Source organism: Streptomyces sp. LaBMicrA B280, from assembly GCF_049222185.1.
Classification (GTDB): domain Bacteria; phylum Actinomycetota; class Actinomycetes; order Streptomycetales; family Streptomycetaceae; genus Streptomyces; species Streptomyces murinus.
The window spans coordinates 88,445-104,983 of record NZ_JBMJCT010000020.1; the positions used below are offsets into that span (position 1 = coordinate 88,445).

Genomic DNA, 16,539 nt, shown 5'->3' on the forward strand with positions numbered 1-16,539 from the left:
TGGCCCTATGACAGGCGTCGAGAGCCCGGCCTACGTCCCCGGGCACGGACTGCTCAAGGGCCGCACCGCCGTCGTCACCGCGGCGGCCGGCACCGGCATCGGCGGGGCCACCGCGCGCCGCTTCCTGGAGGAGGGCGCCCGCGTCCTGCTCAGCGACGCACACCCCAGGCGCCTCAAGGAGTACGAGGCGGAGCTGGCCCGGCGGTTCCCGGGCGCGGTGACCGCCCTGCCCTGCGACGTCACCGACGAGCGGCAGGTCCAGGCCCTGTTCGAGACGGCCGCAGCCGCGCACGGCCGACTGGACATCGTCGTCAACAACGCCGGACTCGGCGGCACTTCGCTCCTCACCGACATGACCGACGACCAGTGGACCCGCGTCCTGGACGTCACCCTGAACGGCACCTTCCGCTGCACCCGCGCCGCCCTGCGCGCCCTGCGGACCACCGGCGGCGGGGTGATCGTCAACAACGCCTCCGTCGTCGGCTGGCGCGCCCAGGCGGGCCAGGCCCACTACGCCGCCGCCAAGGCCGGGGTGATGGCCCTGACCCGCTGCGCCGCCATCGAGGCCGCCCCCTACGGGGTGCGGGTCAACGCCGTCGCGCCCAGCCTCGCCCACCACCCCCACCTGGCGAAGGTCACCACCCCCGAACTCCTGGCGGACCTGGCCGGACGCGAGGCCTTCGGACGCGCCGCCGAGCCGTGGGAGGTGGCCAATGTGATCGTGTTCCTCGCCTCCGGCTACTCCTCGTACATGACCGGCGAGACCGTCGCCGTCAGCAGCCAGCGCGCCTAGGGCGAGCGGGGGAGCGTCCAGAATGGGTGCGTGCCGACCAAGAAGAAGCCCCAGGTGACCGCCGCCGCGGTCCGGCGCGGCGAACTCCTCAACACCGCCGCCGAAGTGTTCGCCGAACACGGCTACAACGCCACCACCGTCCGCCGCATCGCCGACCACGCCGGCATGCTCGCGGGCAGCCTCTACTACCACTTCGACTCCAAGGAGTCGATGCTGGAAGAGATCCTGCGCACCTTCCTCGACGAGCTGTGGTGCGGCTACGACACCGTCCTCGCCGCCGGACTCGGGCCCCGCGAGACGCTGGAGGCCCTGGTCACCGAGTCCTTCCGGGAGATCGACCGGCACCGCGCCGCCGTCGCCATCTACCAGAAGGAGAGCCGGCAACTCGTCGCCCAGGACCGGTTCGCCTTCCTCGCCGAGTCCCAGCGCCGGTTCGAACGGGCCTGGCTCTCCACCCTGGAACGCGGGGTCGCCGACCACGTCTTCCGCTCCGACCTGGACGTCCGGCTCACCTACCGGTTCGTCCGCGACACCGTGTGGGTCGCCGCCTCCTGGTACCGGCCCGGCGGACAGCACAGCCCCGAGGAGATCGCCCGCCAGTACCTGTCGATGGTGCTGGACGGCATCGCCGTGCGCGCACAGCACGAAGAGCACGGCGAGAAGAGCGGGCACAGCGTGCACAGCGATCACAGCGGATAACACCCCTTTCCTGGTGAGGGAGTCGAGTCGTATGGCCGAGGCCTACATCGTCGAAGCGGTCCGCACGCCCGTCGGGCGACGCGGGGGAGGACTCAGCGGCGTCCACCCGGCCGATCTGGGCGCCCATGTCCTGCGCGCCCTCGTGGAGCGGGCCGGCATCGACCCGGCCGCCGTCGAGGACGTCGTGTTCGGTTGTCTGGACGCGGTGGGTCCCCAGGCAGGGGACATCGCCCGCACCAGCTGGCTGGCCGCCGGACTGCCCGAGGAGGTGCCGGGCGTGACCGTGGACCGGCAGTGCGGCTCCTCGCAGCAGGCCGTGCACTTCGCCGCGCAGGCCGTGCTCTCCGGCACGCAGGACCTGGTGGTCGCGGGCGGTGTGCAGAACATGTCCCAGATCCCCATCGCCTTCGCCTCCCGCCAGGCCGCCGACCCGCTCGGCCTGACCGAGGGCCCCTTCCTCGGCAGCACCGGCTGGCGCGCCCGCTACGGCAACCGGCCCGTCAACCAGTTCTCCGGCGCGGAGGCCATCGCCGCCCAGTGGCGCATCGGCCGCGCCGAGCAGGAGGAGTTCGCCCTGCGCTCGCACCGCCGGGCGGTGTGGGCCATCGACACCGGCCGCTTCGCCCACGAGACCGTCCCCTACGGCCCGGTCGCCGTGGACGAGGGCCCCCGCCGTGACACCTCCCTGGAGAAGATGGCCGCCCTGAAGCCGGTCCTCGACGGCGGCACCATCAGCGCCGCCTGCTCCTCCCAGACCTCCGACGGCGCCGCCGCCCTCCTCCTCGCCTCCGAACGTGCCGTCCGCGACCACGGACTGCGTCCCCGCGCCCGTGTCCACCACCTCTCCGCGCGCGGCGAAGACCCCATCCGCATGCTCTCCGCCCCCATTCCGGCCACCGCGCACGCCCTGAAGAAGACCGGCCTGACCATCGACGCCCTCGATCTCGTGGAGATCAACGAAGCCTTCGCCCCGGTCGTCCTCGCCTGGCTGAAGGAGACCGGCGCCGACCCCGGGAAGGTCAACGTCAACGGCGGCGCGATCGCCCTCGGCCACCCCCTCGGCGCGACCGGCGCCCGCCTGATGACCACCCTCCTCCACGAACTGGAGCGCACCGGCGGCCGCTACGGCCTCCAGACCATGTGCGAGGGCGGCGGCCAGGCCAACGTGACCATCATCGAACGCCTCTGAACGCCCGCGCCCCGGCGGCCCTCGCGCCCTGGCCGCCTGCGGGGCCGGCAGCCCCGAGCCCAGGCCGCCTCCGGGAGCCGTCCGCCTCCGGGAGCCAGCCGTCTGCCGGGGTCAGTCGTCTCCGGGGGCCGTCGGGCTCTCGGTTTCCGGGCCTGGCACCGAGAGGGCTCGCCGCCAACAGGGTCCGCTGCCGACAAGGGCTGGCGCCGACAGGGGCTGGCGCTGCCCGGGTCCGCCGTCGACGGGGCTCGCCCGCTGTCCGGGCCGCAGCCCTGGCTCGGCCGCCGCGCGGGTCCGCCGTCCAGGTCCGGCCACCGTCCAGGTCCGGCCACCGTCCGGGTCCGGCCGTCGTCCGGGGTCGTCCTCTGGCGCTGCCGTCAGTCGGCCCGCAGCCCGGGTCCGCCGCCCGAGTCCGGCCACCGTCTGAGTCCGCCGCCCTAGCCCGTCCGCCGTCCGCCGTCCGCCGTCCGCCGTGCGCCAGCCGGGTCCGCCGTCCGAGTCGGCCCGGAGCCTGGGGCTGCTGTCCGGGTCCGTCCGTCGTCCGGTGCTGCCGTCAGTCGGCCCATCGGCCGGTCCGCCGCCCAAGTCCGCCCGCCGTCCGGGCCCGCCGTTCTCCGGACGGGGAGGGGCCCTGGGCCCGGTGGTCCCCGGGGACCGTCAGCCGCGCGTGCCTCCCGTGAGGCCGGGCAGCCCCTCCAGCACCTCCTCCGCCTCCTTCACGATCCGCTCCACCAGTTCCGCGCACGAGGGCAGGTCCTCGATCACCCCGGCGACCTGCCCGGCCGCCATCACTCCCAGGTCGGTACGGCCGTCCACCATCGCCGACTTGAGCAGCATCGGCGTGTTCGCCGCGAGCAGGAGCTGGCTCCAGGACAGCTCCTTTCCGTGCCGCAGGGCGAGGCCGTCCCGGACCAGCTGCCGCCAGGTCAGTCCCGACAGCCGCCGGAAGCCGGCCGCCCGCCGCGCCGCGTGCCCGAGGGTCCGTATGCGGCCCGCACGCTCAAGCGCCGTCACCAGGTCCGTGCGCAGCATGCGGTGCGGCAGGCCGTCCACCGCGCGGGTCACGGTGATGTCCCGGACCGTGGCCGCCAGATATCTGGCCTTCACCGGATCCGGCACCGTGGAGTCCGAGGTGAGCAGGAACCGGGTGCCCATCGCGACCCCCGCCGCCCCGTACGCCAGCGCCGCCACCAGGCCCCGCCCGTCGAAGAACCCGCCCGCCGCCACCACCGGTATCCGCACCGCGTCCACCACCTGCGGCAGCAGCACGCTCGTGGCCACCTCACCGGTGTGCCCGCCGCCCTCGCCGCCCTGCACGATCACCGCGTCCGCGCCCCACGCCGCCACCTTCTCGGCATGCCGCCGCGCCCCGACGGACGGGACGACCACCACCCCCGCCTCCTTGAGCCGGGCGATCAGCTCGGGGGAGGGGGCCAGTGCGAAGGAGGCCACCCGGACACCCTCCGCCAGCAGGATCTCCACCCGCTCGGCCGCGTCCTGGGCGTCCGCGCGCAGATTCACCCCGAACGGCGCCCCCGTACGCGACCGCACCTCCCGTATCGAGGCGCGCAGTTGAGCGGGTGTCATCGTGGCCGAGCCCAGGATGCCCAGCGCGCCCGCGTTCGCCGCCGCCGACACCAGCCGGGGCCCGGCCACCCAGCCCATTCCGGTCTGCACCACCGGATGACGGACGCCGGTCAGCCGGGTGAGCGCGGTCTCCATCAGCCCCGCACCCCCTCGGGCACCGCACGCTCACGGGCCCCGCCCGGGTCCAGCACCTCGCGGATCAGCCGCAGCTCCCCGGGCTCGGGCTCCCGGGTCTCCGGCACCCCGTCCGGCACCACCAGTTCAAAGCCCGTCGCCTCCCGCACCTCGGCCACGCTCACCCCGGGATGCAGCGAGGCCAGCCGCATCGAGTGGTCCGGCGTCGCGAAGTCCAGGACCCCGAGGTCGGAGACGACCCGCCCGAGGCGATGGAAGCGGGCCGTCCGGCCGAGCGCGGCCGCCCGGTCGTACCCCACCCCGCACACCATGTCCACCCGCTCCACGAACACCCGCCGGGAGTGCCGGGGGATCCAGTAACTCGTCGGATTGTTCAGCGTGTTGAGCGAGGACCCGCGCACCCCGAGCAGCTGGCGGCGGGGGCGGGCCCAGTCGCCGACGCAGGAGATGTTCTGGTTGCCGTACCGGTCGATCTGGTTCGCGCCCATCATCACGTGCCGACGGCCGCCCGCCACCAGCGTCAGATGCTCCCGGAAGGTCAGCCGGCCCTCCGGGGTGCCGTCCGGGCGGACCAGCAGGGCTTCTCCGTCGGTCAGCAGCAGATCGGGCGCGAAGGTCAGCCGGGCCAGCCGGGCACCCAGCGAGGGGAGCAGGCCCATCGGGCTCGCCAGTATCTCCCCGGCGTCGCGCCACGCCTCGGCGCAGGCGATCACGCAGTACTCGGCCCGGGTCGCCCTCATCGCCCCTCCTCCTCGCGCCACTCGGCCACCGCCGCCCGGTACCCGTCCTCGTCGGCGCCGAGGAACCGCCCGGCGAACTCCGGCCACGGTGTCTTCGCGTACAGCCGCTGGAACTCCTCGTCCCGTTCGTAGTCCGGCCCGCAGGACGTGAAGTGCGCGCCGTTCGGCGCCTCCACCACGCCCGTCACCGTGAGCCGCCGCAGCAGCAGCGACTCCGGCGGCGCCTTCTCGGTCAGCTCGGCCGTGTCCACGATGCGCTCGCAGGAGACGTAGGCCGCGTCCGCCGCCGCGCAGAACAGATCGTCGAAATACGGGTCCGGGCCCAGGCACTGGCCGGTGCCCAGCCGGTCGGCGCGGTGCACATGCACCAGGGCCGCGTCCAGCCGCAGCGCGGGCATCGCCACCAGCGTCTCCCCGTCCTCGTACGGCGAAGTGACGGTCCGCAGGCCGGGGTTGACCCGCATGACGTCCGAGCCGACGCCCGCCCGCACCGGCAGGAAGGGCAGCCGCTGCGCCGCCGCCTCCAGGCCGCGCAGCAGCATCCCCTCGTCCACCTCCGTCAGTTCGAGCCCGCCCCGCTCGCGGACCGTCCGGTAGTGCGGTTCGAGCGGGATCGAGTCGAGGGTGACGAAGGCCGTGACCAGTCTCCGCACCCGCCCTGCCGCGGCCAGCATCCCGACGTCCGGGCCGCCGCAGGAGACGACCGTGAGATCGCGCAACCCGGACCGGAGCAGCGCCCGCACCAGGGCCATCGGCTTGCGGCGCGCGCCCCAGCCGCCGATGCCCAGGGTCATTCCGCTCTCCAGCCGGGCGACGACCTCCTCGGCGGTCATCGTCTTGTCGCCCATCTACACCCCCTCCTCCCTGTCCCTGTCCCTGCCCTTGTCCGTGTCCTTGCCGAATGTGTCGCGCACCCGGTCGGCCAGGCCGCTGAGGCCCGCCTCGAAGGTGAAGCCCTGCTCGAACCGGTAGCTGCGGCGCACATCGACCGGATCGATGCCGTTGATCGCGGCCTTGGCCATGCGCAGCAGCCGACCGTCCTTGGCGGCGATCTCCCGGGCCAGCTCCAGCGCCGCCGCCCGCAACTCCGCGCCCGGCACCACGCGCCACACCGAGCCGTGCCGGTGCAGTTCCGCCGCGCTCACCGTCCGCCCCGTGTAGTACAGGGCGCGCATCAGATGCTGCGGGACCAGCCGGGCCAGATGGGTCGCGGCGCCCAGCGCGCCCCGGTCCAGCTCGGGCAGCCCGAAGACGGCGTCCTCGCTCGCCACGATCGCGTCCGCGTTGCCCACCAGGCCTATCCCGCCGCCCAGGCAGAAGCCCCGCACCGCCGCGACGACGGGTGTCTCGCACTCGTACACCGCGGCGAACGCGTCGGCGCAGCCCTGGTTCGCGCCGATCAGCGCCCGCTGTCCGTGCGCCTGTATCTCCTTGATGTCCACGCCCGCGTTGAACCCCCGGCCCTCGGCGGCCAGCACCACGCAGCGGACCTCGGGGTCGCGGCCCGCCGCGCGCACGGTCTCGGCCAGCGCGGACCAGCCGGTCACCGGGAGCGCGTTGACCGGCGGGAAGTCGACGGTGACCACGGAAATCCCTTTTTCCGGGGACGAACGGGAGACACCCATGGGCGCATCAGCTACCTTTCCACCAAACATTTGTTAGGTGCGACGGCTTCGAAATTAGCAGCCGCCACGGACCAGCGGGAGGCCCTGTGGAAAACTCGACCGCGCGCCCTGTGGACAACTCCTGGCACGACCCGGCCGGCTCCCTGCGCGGCCGCACCGTCCTCGTCACCGGCGGCACCCGCGGGGTCGGCGCCGGCATCGCACGCGCCTTCGCGGACGCGGGCGCCCACGTCCTGGCCTGCGCCCGCAGACCTCCCGAACGTCCGCTGGACGGCGTCGAGTTCATCCCGCTCGACCTGCGGGACCCGCCCGCCGTCCGGGCCTTCTTTGGCGCGCTGCCCCGGCTTGACGTACTCGTCAACAACGCGGGCGGGACGCCGTACCGGCGACTGCTCGACGCGGACGCCGAACGGCACGCCAAGGTCCTGGAGCTGAACCTGACCGCCCCGCTGACCGCGTCCCTCGCCGCGTACGAGCAACTGCGGCGCAGCCGGGGCTCCATCGTGATGATCGGCAGCGTCAGCGGCGGCCGCCCCTCACCCGGCTCCGCCGCCTACGGCGCGGCCAAGGCGGGGCTCGCCAGCCTGGCCGCGTCCATGGCGGTGGAGTGGGCGCCGCAGGTGCGGGTCAACACGCTCGTGGTGGGCATGGTGCGCACCGAGCGGTCCACCGCGCACTACGGCGGCCCGGACGGCATCGCCGCCGTCGCCCGCACCGTCCCGCTCGGCCGGCTGGCCGCGCCCGCCGACGTCGGCGCCGCCGCCGTCTTCCTCGCCTCCGACGCCGCGGCGTACATCAGCGGGGCGAGCCTGCAGGTGCACGGGGGCGGGGAGTGGCCGGGGTTCCTGGGAGCGGTGGGGCGGGGGCCGGCGCAATGTCCGACTTCCTCGGAGGAGAGCTGAGATGGGCGTGAGCGGAATCTGTGCGGGGCGGGTGGTCGTCGTCACCGGTGCGGGGCGGGGGCTCGGGCGGGCGCACGCCCTCGCCTTCGCGGCCGAGGGGGCGCGGGTCGTCGTCAACGATCTCGGGGTACGGCTGGACGGCGAGCCCGGCGGTGAGAACCCGGCGGAGGCCGTCGCCGCGGAGATCCGCGCGGCGGGCGGCGAGGCGGTGGCGCACGGCGGGGACATCGCGACGAGCGAGGGCGCGGCAGCGCTGGTGCGGACCGCGCTGGAGGCGTACGGGCGGCTCGACACGCTCGTCAACAACGCGGGGTTCCTGCGCGACCGGATGCTCGTCAATCTCGACGAGGACGACTGGGACGCCGTGCTCCGGGTCCATCTCAAGGGGCACTTCCTGCCGCTGAAGCACGCCGCCGCGTACTGGCGGGCCGAGGCGAAGGGCGGGCGCGGACCGGTCGGGCGGGTCGTCAACACCAGCAGCGGGGCCGGTCTGCTGGGCTCGCTCGGGCAGGGGAACTACAGCGCGGCCAAGGCCGGGATCGTGGCGCTCACCCTGGTCGCGGCGGCCGAACTCGACCGGTACGGCGTCCAGGTCAACGCCGTCGCCCCCGCGGCACGGACCCGGATGACCGAGCGTGCCTTCGCCGAGGCGATGTCCGCCCCGGCGACCGGCTTCGACACCATGGCCCCGGAAAACGTCTCGCCGCTGGTGGTGTGGCTGGGCTCGGCCGCGAGCGCGGGCGTGAGCGGACGGGTGTTCGAGATCGAGGGCGGCCGGCTCAGCGTGATGGAGGGCTGGCGCCGCGGCCCCACGGCGGACAAGGGGGCCCGGTGGGAGGTGGCGGAGGTGGGCAAGGAGGCGCTACGACTGCTGGGGGAGGCGGAGCGGCCGGGCGCGGTGTACGGGACGGGGAGCGGCTGACCGGACAGTCGGCCGGTCCGGGGCCGCGGTGCGCGCAGCCCCGTGCCCCTCACCGGCAGGCCCCCTCACGTGTCGCACTCCAGCACCGCCCCGCACAACCCGCACCGCGCCCGCACCCGCCCCCTGACCGGAACCCTGATCCGCTGATGGCAGGTCGGGCACGGGAAGGTGACGTGGAGGCCGCCGGAGGGATCGGAGCCGAAGGAGTAGGGGGCGCCCGGGGGCGCCGGGGCCGCGTGGCGGCGGTCGTGGGCGTAGCGGCGGCGGCCCGTCCACCCGGCGCCGGTCAGCGGGGGCTGCCGGGTGTCGTGGCGGGCGCGGGCCAGCCCCTTGGTGTACGCGGTGTACGCCTGCGGGCTGGTGAACCGGATCGAGGGGTCCTCGTCGAAGAGCAGGGCCCGCTTGGCCAGCACGTAGCCGAACTCCTCCGGGGTGAGATAGCCCAGCTTCTGCGAGGACAGCGAGTCCTCCCGGTAGGCGTCCAGCAGCAGCCAGCCCGCGCCCAGGTACGTCGTCACCGTGTCCGTGAGGATCTCGTTCTCCGCCGTCGTGGGGAAAGCGAGGTCCAGGCGGTGCAGATAGACGTGCGCCACCTCGTGCGCGAGCGCGGCGCCGATGTCCTCGCGATGGGTGCGGAAGCGGTCGTTCAGCTCCACGAAGTACTCGGGCCCCGCCGCCAGTTCGATGTTCGCCGCATGGGTCATCTCCCGGAAGCCGACGATCAGCCGCGCGTCCGGCAACCGGAAGTGCCGCACCATCTCCCGGGCCACCCGCTGGGCCCCCAGATGCAGGTCGTCGGTGTCGCAGAAGGCCACGTCCGCGGGGGCGACGCTGGTCGCGAAGGTCCCTACGGTCGTCGGGGAGAGTCGCCGGTACAGCGCGGTGATCGCCGCCCGCACCGTCTCCAGATGCGGGAACCCGTGCTCCACCGGTCCGCCGTTTGCCATGCCGGCACCCCCAAACCCCCGACAGCCCCCGATGACGCCCTCACGACCGCTCCTCCAGGGTATGCGCCCCACCGCCCAGGAGACCCCGCCGCGCGCCGCCGTCCGGGACGCCCCGCCGCACCCGGACGCCGCACCCGGACGGTGATCACACCCCGCCGCGCTCCCTCACACCGGCAGCAGCCGCGGCACCACCTCCGCCGCACCCCCCTCCGCGCCTTCCAGCTCCAGCACCCACACCTCGTTCTCCCCCTCCCGCAGCACCGGCCCGGGAACGTACAGCGACCGCTGGGGCCCCACCGACCAGTAGCGGCCCAGGCAGAAGCCGTTGATCCAGACGAATCCGCGCGTCTGACCGGGCAGTTCCAGCCGCGCGTCCCCGGCCGCCCCGAGGACGCCGGCCGTGCCCCGGTACAGCCCGGGTCCCCCCGCCGGGGGCGGCGCGGTGAACGGCACCGCCGACACGCCGTCCTCGAACGCGTCCAGGTCCAGCCCCCGGGCCCGTACGCCGTGCAGGTACTGCCGCTCGTGCAGCACGCCCCCGGTGATCCCCTTCGCCTCGCCCAGGAGCGGCCCATAATTCACCCGGCCGAGGGACTCCACCCACAGCTCCACCCGCGCCGGACCCGCGACGGGCTCCTTGAGCCGCGGTTCCGTCTCGGTGAGCACCCCGGCCCGCACCCCGTCGACGTACACCACGGCCAGATCCCGCAGCCCCCGTACGGACAGCGGGTACGGCTCGCGCGGTCCGGGCACGTCCACCTCGTAGCGCACCAGGCCCCGGGTGACGCCCAGTTCCTCGAACGTGGGCGCCTGGGGGCGTGTCGTCTCCTCGCCACCCAGGGCGGCCAGCACGGCGTCCATAGGCGCCCATTCGGCGAGCGAAACCCCGGTGGGGGAGGCCAGTCGCGCGGGCTCCGGGGGGAGTTCCGGCAACGGGCCCTCCTGGTAGCGCGCCAGTACGTCCCGGAAGCGCCGGAACTTCTCCGTGGGGCGGCCGTACTCGTCCACCGGGGCGTCGTAGTCGTACGACGTCACATCCGGCTGGAGCTCACCCTCGTGCAGCTCGCCGCCCCGGTTCGCGCCCGCCCAGCCGCCGAAGCTCGTGCCGCCGTGCGCCATGTAGAGGTTCACCGAGGCGCCGCACTCCAGGATCTCCCGCAGCTCCTCGGCGGCCTCCCCGGGATCGCGTACGGCGGGCGTGCCGGACCAGTGGTCGAACCAGCCGCACCAGAACTCCATGCACATCAGCGGGCCCTCGGGGCGATGGCGGCGCAGCGCGGCGAACGACTCGCGCGCGCGGGAGCCGAAGTTCGCCGTGGCGAGCACCCCGGGCAGCGACCCGCCGGTCAGCATGTGGTCCTCGGGGCCGTCGGAGGTGAACAGCGGCACGGTGACACCCGCGGCGCGCACCAGGGCGGCCAGTCCGGCGAGGTAGCCCGCGTCGGAGCCGTAGCTGCCGTACTCGTTCTCGACCTGCACCAGGACCACCGGGCCGCCGCGGTCGGCCTGCCGGGACACGATCTCGGGCAGCAGCCGGCCGAACCAGTCGCGGACATGGCGCAGGTACCGCTCGTCCCGGGTGCGCACCCGCCCGCCCAGCTCGCCCGTCAGCCAGGCCGGCAGACCGCCGTTCTCCCACTCGGCGCAGATGTAGGGACCGGGCCGCACGATCGCCCACAGGCCCGCCGCGCGCGCCGCGTCCAGGAACCGGCCGACCGCCGCCACGTCCCGGTGCCGCCCCGGAGCGGGCTGGTGCAGATTCCACGGCACGTAGGTCTCCACGCAGTTGAGCCCCATCGCCCGCAGCATCGCGAGCCGGTGCCCCCACTGCTCCTCGTGCACCCGGAAGTAGTGCAGCGCGCCGGACAGCAGCCGCACCGGCCGCCCGTCCAGCAGGAAGTCCCTCTCGCCCACGGTGAACTCGCTCATACCGCCAAGACTCACCTCTTCCGGTGCCCGGCGCCATGGACGAAGATCGGCACCCCTTGGACAAAAAACGGCCGCCGCGGACGCCGGGAGGAGCAGCGATGTACCAGACCTGGATGCGGTTCTTCAGCCCCGGCCCCGCGCACCACCGCCTCGGCCTGGTCTGCCTCGGGGTCGGACTCCAGCACGGCGCGCTGCCCACCGTCGGCCCGCGCACCCTCGACCACCATGTGGCCGTCGTGATCAGCTCCGGCGGCGGCTGGTACGCCGGTGCGGACGGCCGCCGTACGACCGTCACCGCGCCCGCGCTGCTCTGGCTCACCCCGGGCGTGCCCCACCACTACGCCCCCGATCCGGACACCGGCTGGGACGAGGGCTTCGTGGACTTCACCGGGCCCGCCACCGCCACCTACACGGAACTGGGCTACATCGAGCCCGAGCGGCCCGTCGTGGCCCTCTCCGGCGCCGCGGGACCGCGCGCGGTCGTCGCCCGCATCGCCCGCGCCGCCCGCCGCGGCAACCCCCTCCTGGAGGTGGAGACCGGCGCCGCCGTGCACGAACTCCTCGTCGCCCTGCGCCGCGCCCGCGCCGACCTCGCCCCCGACGGCGACCAGGTGCTCGAAGCCCTCGCCCGGGACGCCTGCGCCCCGCTCAGCGTCGCCGACCACGCCGCCCGGCACGGCATGACCACCGCCGAACTGCGCGGCGCGGTCCGCCGGGCGGCCGGCTGCACCCCCAAGGACTATCTGCTCGGCATCCGGCTCGGCCGCGCCAAGGAACTCCTCGCCGCCACCGAACTGCCCGTCGCCGCCGTCGCCCGCCGCGTCGGCTACGACGATCCCGCCTACTTCTCCCGCCTGTTCACCCGCCGCGTCGGCCTCGCCCCGGTCCGCTTCCGCGCCCAGCAGGGCCGCAGCGTCCCGGGCGGCTGGAGCGACCGGGTCCCGGACCCGGACGATCCCCCGATGATCGACCCCGGTCCTCCCCCGACGCCAGGCCCCGGCGATCCATCCATCGGACACGGTATGAGTTCCGCCCCGCCGACCACATAGGGTTGGCGTCCATGACCACCAGCAACACGGGTACGGGTGACGTGGACCCCGCGGTCCGCCAGGAACTGGAGCGGCTGCGCGACAGCATCGACAACATCGACGCGGCCGTCGTCCATATGCTCGCGGAACGCTTCAAGGCCACCCAGCAGGTCGGCCGCCTCAAGGCCGTGCACCAGCTGCCGCCCGCCGACCCGGCCCGCGAGGCCCGCCAGATCGACCGGCTGCGCCGGCTCGCCGAGAACGCCAAGCTCGATCCCGCGTTCGCCGAGAAGTTCCTGAACTTCATCATCGCCGAGGTGATCAGGCACCACGAGCGCATCGCCGAGGACACCAACGGGAGCTGAATCCTCAACCCGGACCCCCGGCACCGCATTCCGAACAAGGGGAAGGAAAGGGGCGGGTCGGATAATAACCGTGTAACGCTCCTCCTCTGTGCGCTGTCAGTCCCATCAGGCAGCATGGCGTGTATGTCCGTACTCACGCGCGATGAAGCGCGGCTCCGAGCTCAGCTCCTCGACGTCCACCGCTACACGGTCGAACTGGACCTCACCACCGGGGACGAGACCTTCGACTCCCGTACCGTGATCCGGTTCACCACGCGGTCCGACGGAGACACGTTCCTCGAGGTGAAGCCCGCCGAGCTGCGCTCCGTCACCCTGGACGGACAACCCCTTGGCCCGGATGCGCTGCATGAGGACCGGCTGCTGCTGAAGAACCTCACCGCGGGCGAGCACGAGCTGCGCGCGGAGGCGGCCATGCGCTACTCGCGCACCGGTGAGGGCATGCACCGCTTCACCGATCCGGTCGACGGCGAGACCTACCTGTACACGCAGCTGGCCATGGACGACGTCCGGCGCGTCTTCCCCGCCTTCGACCAGCCCGATCTGAAGGCCGTCTTCGAGGTTTCGGTCAAGGCGCCCGACGAATGGACCGTGCTCGCCAACACCGTCACGGAGCGCGGCGCCGACGGCATCTGGCGGGCCGCGCCCACCCCGCCGATCTCCACCTACCTGGTCGCCGTCGCCGCCGGCCCCTGGCACTCGGTGCGCACCGAGCACCGCGGGCTGCCCTTCGGCATCCACTGCCGCCGCTCGCTCGCGCCCTACCTCGACGCCGACGCCGAGGAGATCTTCGAGGTCACGCGCGCGTGCTACGACCGCTACCACGAGAAGTTCGAGGAGCCGTACCCCTTCGACTCCTACGACCAGGCGTTCGTGCCCGAGTTCAACGCGGGCGCCATGGAGAACCCGGGCCTGGTCACCTTCCGCGACGAGTTCGTCTACCGCTCCGCCGTCACCGACACCGAGCGCCAGCTGCGCGCCATGGTCATCTCGCACGAGATGGCCCACATGTGGTTCGGCGACCTGGTCACCCTCAAGTGGTGGGACGACATCTGGCTGAACGAGTCCTTCGCCGAGTACATGGGTTACCAGACCACCGCCGAGGCCACCCGCTTCAGCGACCCCTGGACCGAGTTCGGCGTCACCCGCAAGGCGTGGGGCTACGAGGCCGACCAGCGCCCCACCACCCACCCGGTCGCCCCCGAGGGCGTGGACGACGCCGCCACCGCCCTGCTCAACTTCGACGGCATCTCGTACGCCAAGGGCGCCTCCGCGCTGCGCCAACTGGCCGTCTGGCTGGGCGAGAAGGACTTCCTGGCGGGCATCAACACCCACTTCGCCCGGCACAAGTTCGGCAACGCGACCCTCGCCGACTTCCTCGACTCCCTCGCCTCCGTCACCGAACGCGATGTGCGCGCCTGGGCCGACAGCTGGCTGCGCACCACCGGCGTCGACACCCTCACGCCCGTGATCGAGACCGCCGACGGCGCCTGCACGCTGACCGTCGACCACCAGGGCAGCCGCCCGCACCGCATCGTCGCCGGTCTGTACGACCACGACGTCGCCGACGAGGGCCGGCTGATCCTGCGCGAGCGCCTCGAACTCGACGTCCCGCAGGACGCCCCGCGCCCCATCGGCAAGCGCCCCGCGCTGCTCCTGCTGAACGACGGCGATCTCACCTACGCCAAGATCCGCTTCGACGCCGAGTCCTTCGCCTCCCTCCGCAGCAGCCTGTCCGGGCTGCCCGACCCGCTCACCCGCGCGATCGTCTGGAACGCCCTGCGGGACGCGGTGCGCGACGGCGAACTCGCGCCCGCCGCCTACCTGGAGATCGCCCGCGCCCATCTGCCGCGCGAGACCGACCTCGCCATCGTGCAGGGCGTGCTCGTCTTCGCCAGCGGCCAGATCGCCGACCAGTACCTGCCGGCCGAGGAGCGCCCGGCCGCGCTCGCCACCCTCACCGCCCTCTGCCGCGACCTGCTGCGCCGCACCGAGGACGGCGACCACCCCGGCCTGCGGCTGATCGCCGTCCGCCACCTGATCAACGTGTCCGCCCACCCGGACACCATCGCCGCCTGGCTCACCGACGGCACCGTGCCCGGCGGTCCCGAACTCGACCCCGACCTGCGCTGGCGCGTCCTCGCCCGGCTCGCCGTGCTCGGCGCCACCGACGAGGCCGCCATCGCCGCCGAACTGGCCCGCGACCCGAGCGCCACCGGCCAGGAGGGCGCGGCCCGCTGCCGCGCCGCCCTGCCCGACCCGGAAGCCAAGCGCGCGGCCTGGGCCGCGATGTTCGAGGGCGACGACCTGTCGAACTACCTCTTCACGGCCACGGCCCACGGCTTCTGGCAGCCCGAACAGGCCGACCTGGTACGGGAGTACGTGCCGCGCCTCTACGAGGAGTCGGTGTCCCTCGCCGCCCGCCGCGGCCCCGCCATCGCCGCCTCCATCGGCCGCTGGTGCTTCCCGGTGCACGCCGTCGACGCCGAGCATGTGCGCCTGGGCGAGGCATGCCTGGACCGCGACGACCTCACCCCGTCCCTGCGCCGCGCCCTGGCCGACTGCCTGGACGACCTGGGCCGCGCCCTGCGGGCCCGCGAGGAGGAGGCGCGGAAGTAGGACCAACGGCCGGGCGCCGGTGGTCCTCAATGCCGATGCGGCGCCCGGGCCGGCCTCCTAGGCTCGGTGAATCGACCTGATCGACCGAACTCCGGAGGCAACCATCGTGATCGCAGTGACCGGCGCGACCGGAAACGTGGGCCGCGCCCTGGTGGACCGACTCCTCGCCGCGGGCCGGCCGGTACGCGCGCTGACCCGCGACCCGGAGCGGGCCGCGCTGCCCGAGCGGGCCGAGGTGGTGCGGTTCCGGCCCGAGGAACCCGCCGCCCTGTTCGACGGGGTGAGCGGGGTCTTCCTCTACGCGCAGGCCGTTACCGAGCCGCTGCTGGCGGCGGCCCGCGCGGCCGGGGTCCGCCACGCCGTCCTGCTCTCCAGCGGCATCGTCCAGGAGGGCGCCGACGAGACGCATCCCATCCATGTCCTGCACGCCACCGCGGAGCGGCTGATCCGCGACAGCGGCCTGGAGTGGACGTTCCTGCGGCCCAACGGATTCGCCACCAACGCCCTCCAGTGGGCGTCCCAGATCCGCGCCGGGAACACCGTCCGGGGCGTCTACGCGGACGCGGTCGCGGCGCCGATCCACGAGGACGACATCGCCGCCGTCGCCGAGCGCGCGTTCCTGGACGACGGGCACCAGGGCGCCGTACACCGCCTGACCGGACCGGCGGCGGCCACCAACGCCGACCAGGTCGCGGCGATCGGCGCGGCGATCGGCAGGGAACTGACCTTCGTCGAGATCGACCCCCGCACCGCCGGACCCGAGCTGTTCCCCTACCTGGACGCGCGCATGCTCGACCGCCTCCTCAAGACCTTCGAGGCCACCATCGGCGTGCCCCCGGAGATCACCGACACGGTCGAGCGGATCACGGGCACCCCGGCCCGCACCTTCGCCCGGTGGGCACGGGACCACGCGGCGGACTTCAGCGCCGATCCCGCGGCCTAGATGAGTGAGTCCGATGTTCTCAGTGGTCGTAGGCGATCAGGGATCGTTTGATCTTGGCGCCGGTGGTCCAGTTGTGCCAGATGCCGGCTGCCAGGGCGAGGAGTCGTTGTCCGGTGCGG

General features: G+C 73.7%; 15 protein-coding genes and 1 pseudogene. 9 read left to right on the forward strand and 7 right to left on the reverse strand.

Annotated elements, in window-relative coordinates; translation table 11 throughout:
• Nucleotides 1–7: 7 nt before the first annotated feature.
• The 3 genes from ACLF5H_RS18855 to ACLF5H_RS18865 are packed head-to-tail and all read left to right on the forward strand — an operon-like array spanning nt 8 to nt 2,681.
• Entirely contained in the window at nt 8–793 is a 786-nt protein-coding gene (locus ACLF5H_RS18855) for an SDR family oxidoreductase (RefSeq protein ID WP_421677172.1), read from the forward strand.
• 30 nt (nt 794–823) lie between these two features.
• Nucleotides 824–1,492, forward strand: a complete 669-nt coding sequence (locus tag ACLF5H_RS18860) for a TetR/AcrR family transcriptional regulator (RefSeq protein WP_421677173.1) — start codon at nt 824–826, stop codon at nt 1,490–1,492.
• A gap of 31 nt (nt 1,493–1,523) precedes the next feature.
• Nucleotides 1,524–2,681: an acetyl-CoA C-acetyltransferase gene (locus tag ACLF5H_RS18865; RefSeq protein ID WP_421677174.1), complete on the forward strand. Its 1,158-nt coding sequence runs from the start codon at nt 1,524–1,526 to the stop codon at nt 2,679–2,681.
• Nucleotides 2,682–3,338: 657 nt separating this feature from the next.
• Here ACLF5H_RS18865 and ACLF5H_RS18870 read toward each other — a convergent pair.
• Genes ACLF5H_RS18870 through ACLF5H_RS18885 form a run of 4 tightly spaced genes read right to left on the reverse strand, consistent with a single transcriptional unit; the run spans nt 3,339 to nt 6,768 of the window.
• A complete protein-coding gene (locus tag ACLF5H_RS18870) occupies nt 3,339–4,403 on the reverse strand; it encodes an NAD(P)H-dependent flavin oxidoreductase (protein ID WP_421677175.1) in 1,065 nt (354 codons plus the stop codon).
• A complete protein-coding gene (locus ACLF5H_RS18875; RefSeq protein WP_421677176.1) occupies nt 4,403–5,143 on the reverse strand; it encodes a CoA-transferase subunit beta in 741 nt (246 codons plus the stop codon). The genes ACLF5H_RS18870 and ACLF5H_RS18875 overlap by 1 nt, the downstream gene beginning before the upstream one ends.
• Nucleotides 5,140–5,991 (reverse strand): CoA transferase subunit A, encoded by an 852-nt coding sequence (locus ACLF5H_RS18880; RefSeq protein WP_421677177.1) that lies wholly within the window; start codon nt 5,989–5,991, stop codon nt 5,140–5,142. The genes ACLF5H_RS18875 and ACLF5H_RS18880 overlap by 4 nt, the downstream gene beginning before the upstream one ends.
• Entirely contained in the window at nt 5,992–6,768 is a 777-nt protein-coding gene (locus tag ACLF5H_RS18885) for an enoyl-CoA hydratase family protein (RefSeq protein WP_421677178.1), read from the reverse strand. It lies immediately after the preceding gene.
• Nucleotides 6,769–6,911: 143 nt separating this feature from the next.
• On the opposite strand from ACLF5H_RS18885, the gene ACLF5H_RS18890 reads away from it, so the two are divergent.
• Nucleotides 6,912–7,670, forward strand: coding sequence for an SDR family oxidoreductase (locus ACLF5H_RS18890; RefSeq protein WP_421677190.1), 759 nt, complete (start codon nt 6,912–6,914; stop codon nt 7,668–7,670).
• 7 nt (nt 7,671–7,677) lie between these two features.
• A complete protein-coding gene (locus ACLF5H_RS18895; RefSeq protein ID WP_421677179.1) occupies nt 7,678–8,592 on the forward strand; it encodes an SDR family oxidoreductase in 915 nt (304 codons plus the stop codon).
• Between the two features lie 65 nt (nt 8,593–8,657).
• Here the strand turns inward: ACLF5H_RS18895 and ACLF5H_RS18900 are convergent, their stop codons facing one another.
• The gene (locus ACLF5H_RS18900; protein WP_421677180.1) at nt 8,658–9,539 is read right to left on the reverse strand and encodes a hypothetical protein; all 882 of its coding nucleotides are present in this window, start codon (nt 9,537–9,539) and stop codon (nt 8,658–8,660) included.
• A gap of 165 nt (nt 9,540–9,704) precedes the next feature.
• A complete protein-coding gene (locus tag ACLF5H_RS18905) occupies nt 9,705–11,468 on the reverse strand; it encodes a glycoside hydrolase family 35 protein (protein WP_421677181.1) in 1,764 nt (587 codons plus the stop codon).
• A 98-nt stretch (nt 11,469–11,566) separates the two neighbouring features.
• Here ACLF5H_RS18905 and ACLF5H_RS18910 point away from each other — a divergent pair, with 98 nt between their 5' ends.
• The 4 genes from ACLF5H_RS18910 to ACLF5H_RS18925 all read left to right on the forward strand — a co-directional run bounded on the left by ACLF5H_RS18910 (nt 11,567) and on the right by ACLF5H_RS18925 (nt 16,420).
• Nucleotides 11,567–12,517: a helix-turn-helix domain-containing protein gene (locus tag ACLF5H_RS18910; RefSeq protein ID WP_421677182.1), complete on the forward strand. Its 951-nt coding sequence runs from the start codon at nt 11,567–11,569 to the stop codon at nt 12,515–12,517.
• An 11-nt stretch (nt 12,518–12,528) separates the two neighbouring features.
• Nucleotides 12,529–12,861 (forward strand): chorismate mutase, encoded by a 333-nt coding sequence (locus tag ACLF5H_RS18915; protein ID WP_046426519.1) that lies wholly within the window; start codon nt 12,529–12,531, stop codon nt 12,859–12,861.
• 123 nt (nt 12,862–12,984) lie between these two features.
• Nucleotides 12,985–15,477, forward strand: coding sequence for an aminopeptidase N (gene pepN, locus ACLF5H_RS18920; RefSeq protein ID WP_421677183.1), 2,493 nt, complete (start codon nt 12,985–12,987; stop codon nt 15,475–15,477).
• Nucleotides 15,478–15,583: 106 nt separating this feature from the next.
• Nucleotides 15,584–16,420 carry an SDR family oxidoreductase gene (locus ACLF5H_RS18925; protein ID WP_421677184.1) on the forward strand — a complete coding sequence of 279 codons (837 nt, stop codon included), beginning with the start codon at nt 15,584–15,586 and terminating at the stop codon, nt 16,418–16,420.
• A 19-nt stretch (nt 16,421–16,439) separates the two neighbouring features.
• Here ACLF5H_RS18925 and ACLF5H_RS18930 read toward each other — a convergent pair.
• A pseudogene (locus ACLF5H_RS18930) lies at nt 16,440–16,539 on the reverse strand (IS982 family transposase); the annotation flags it as partial.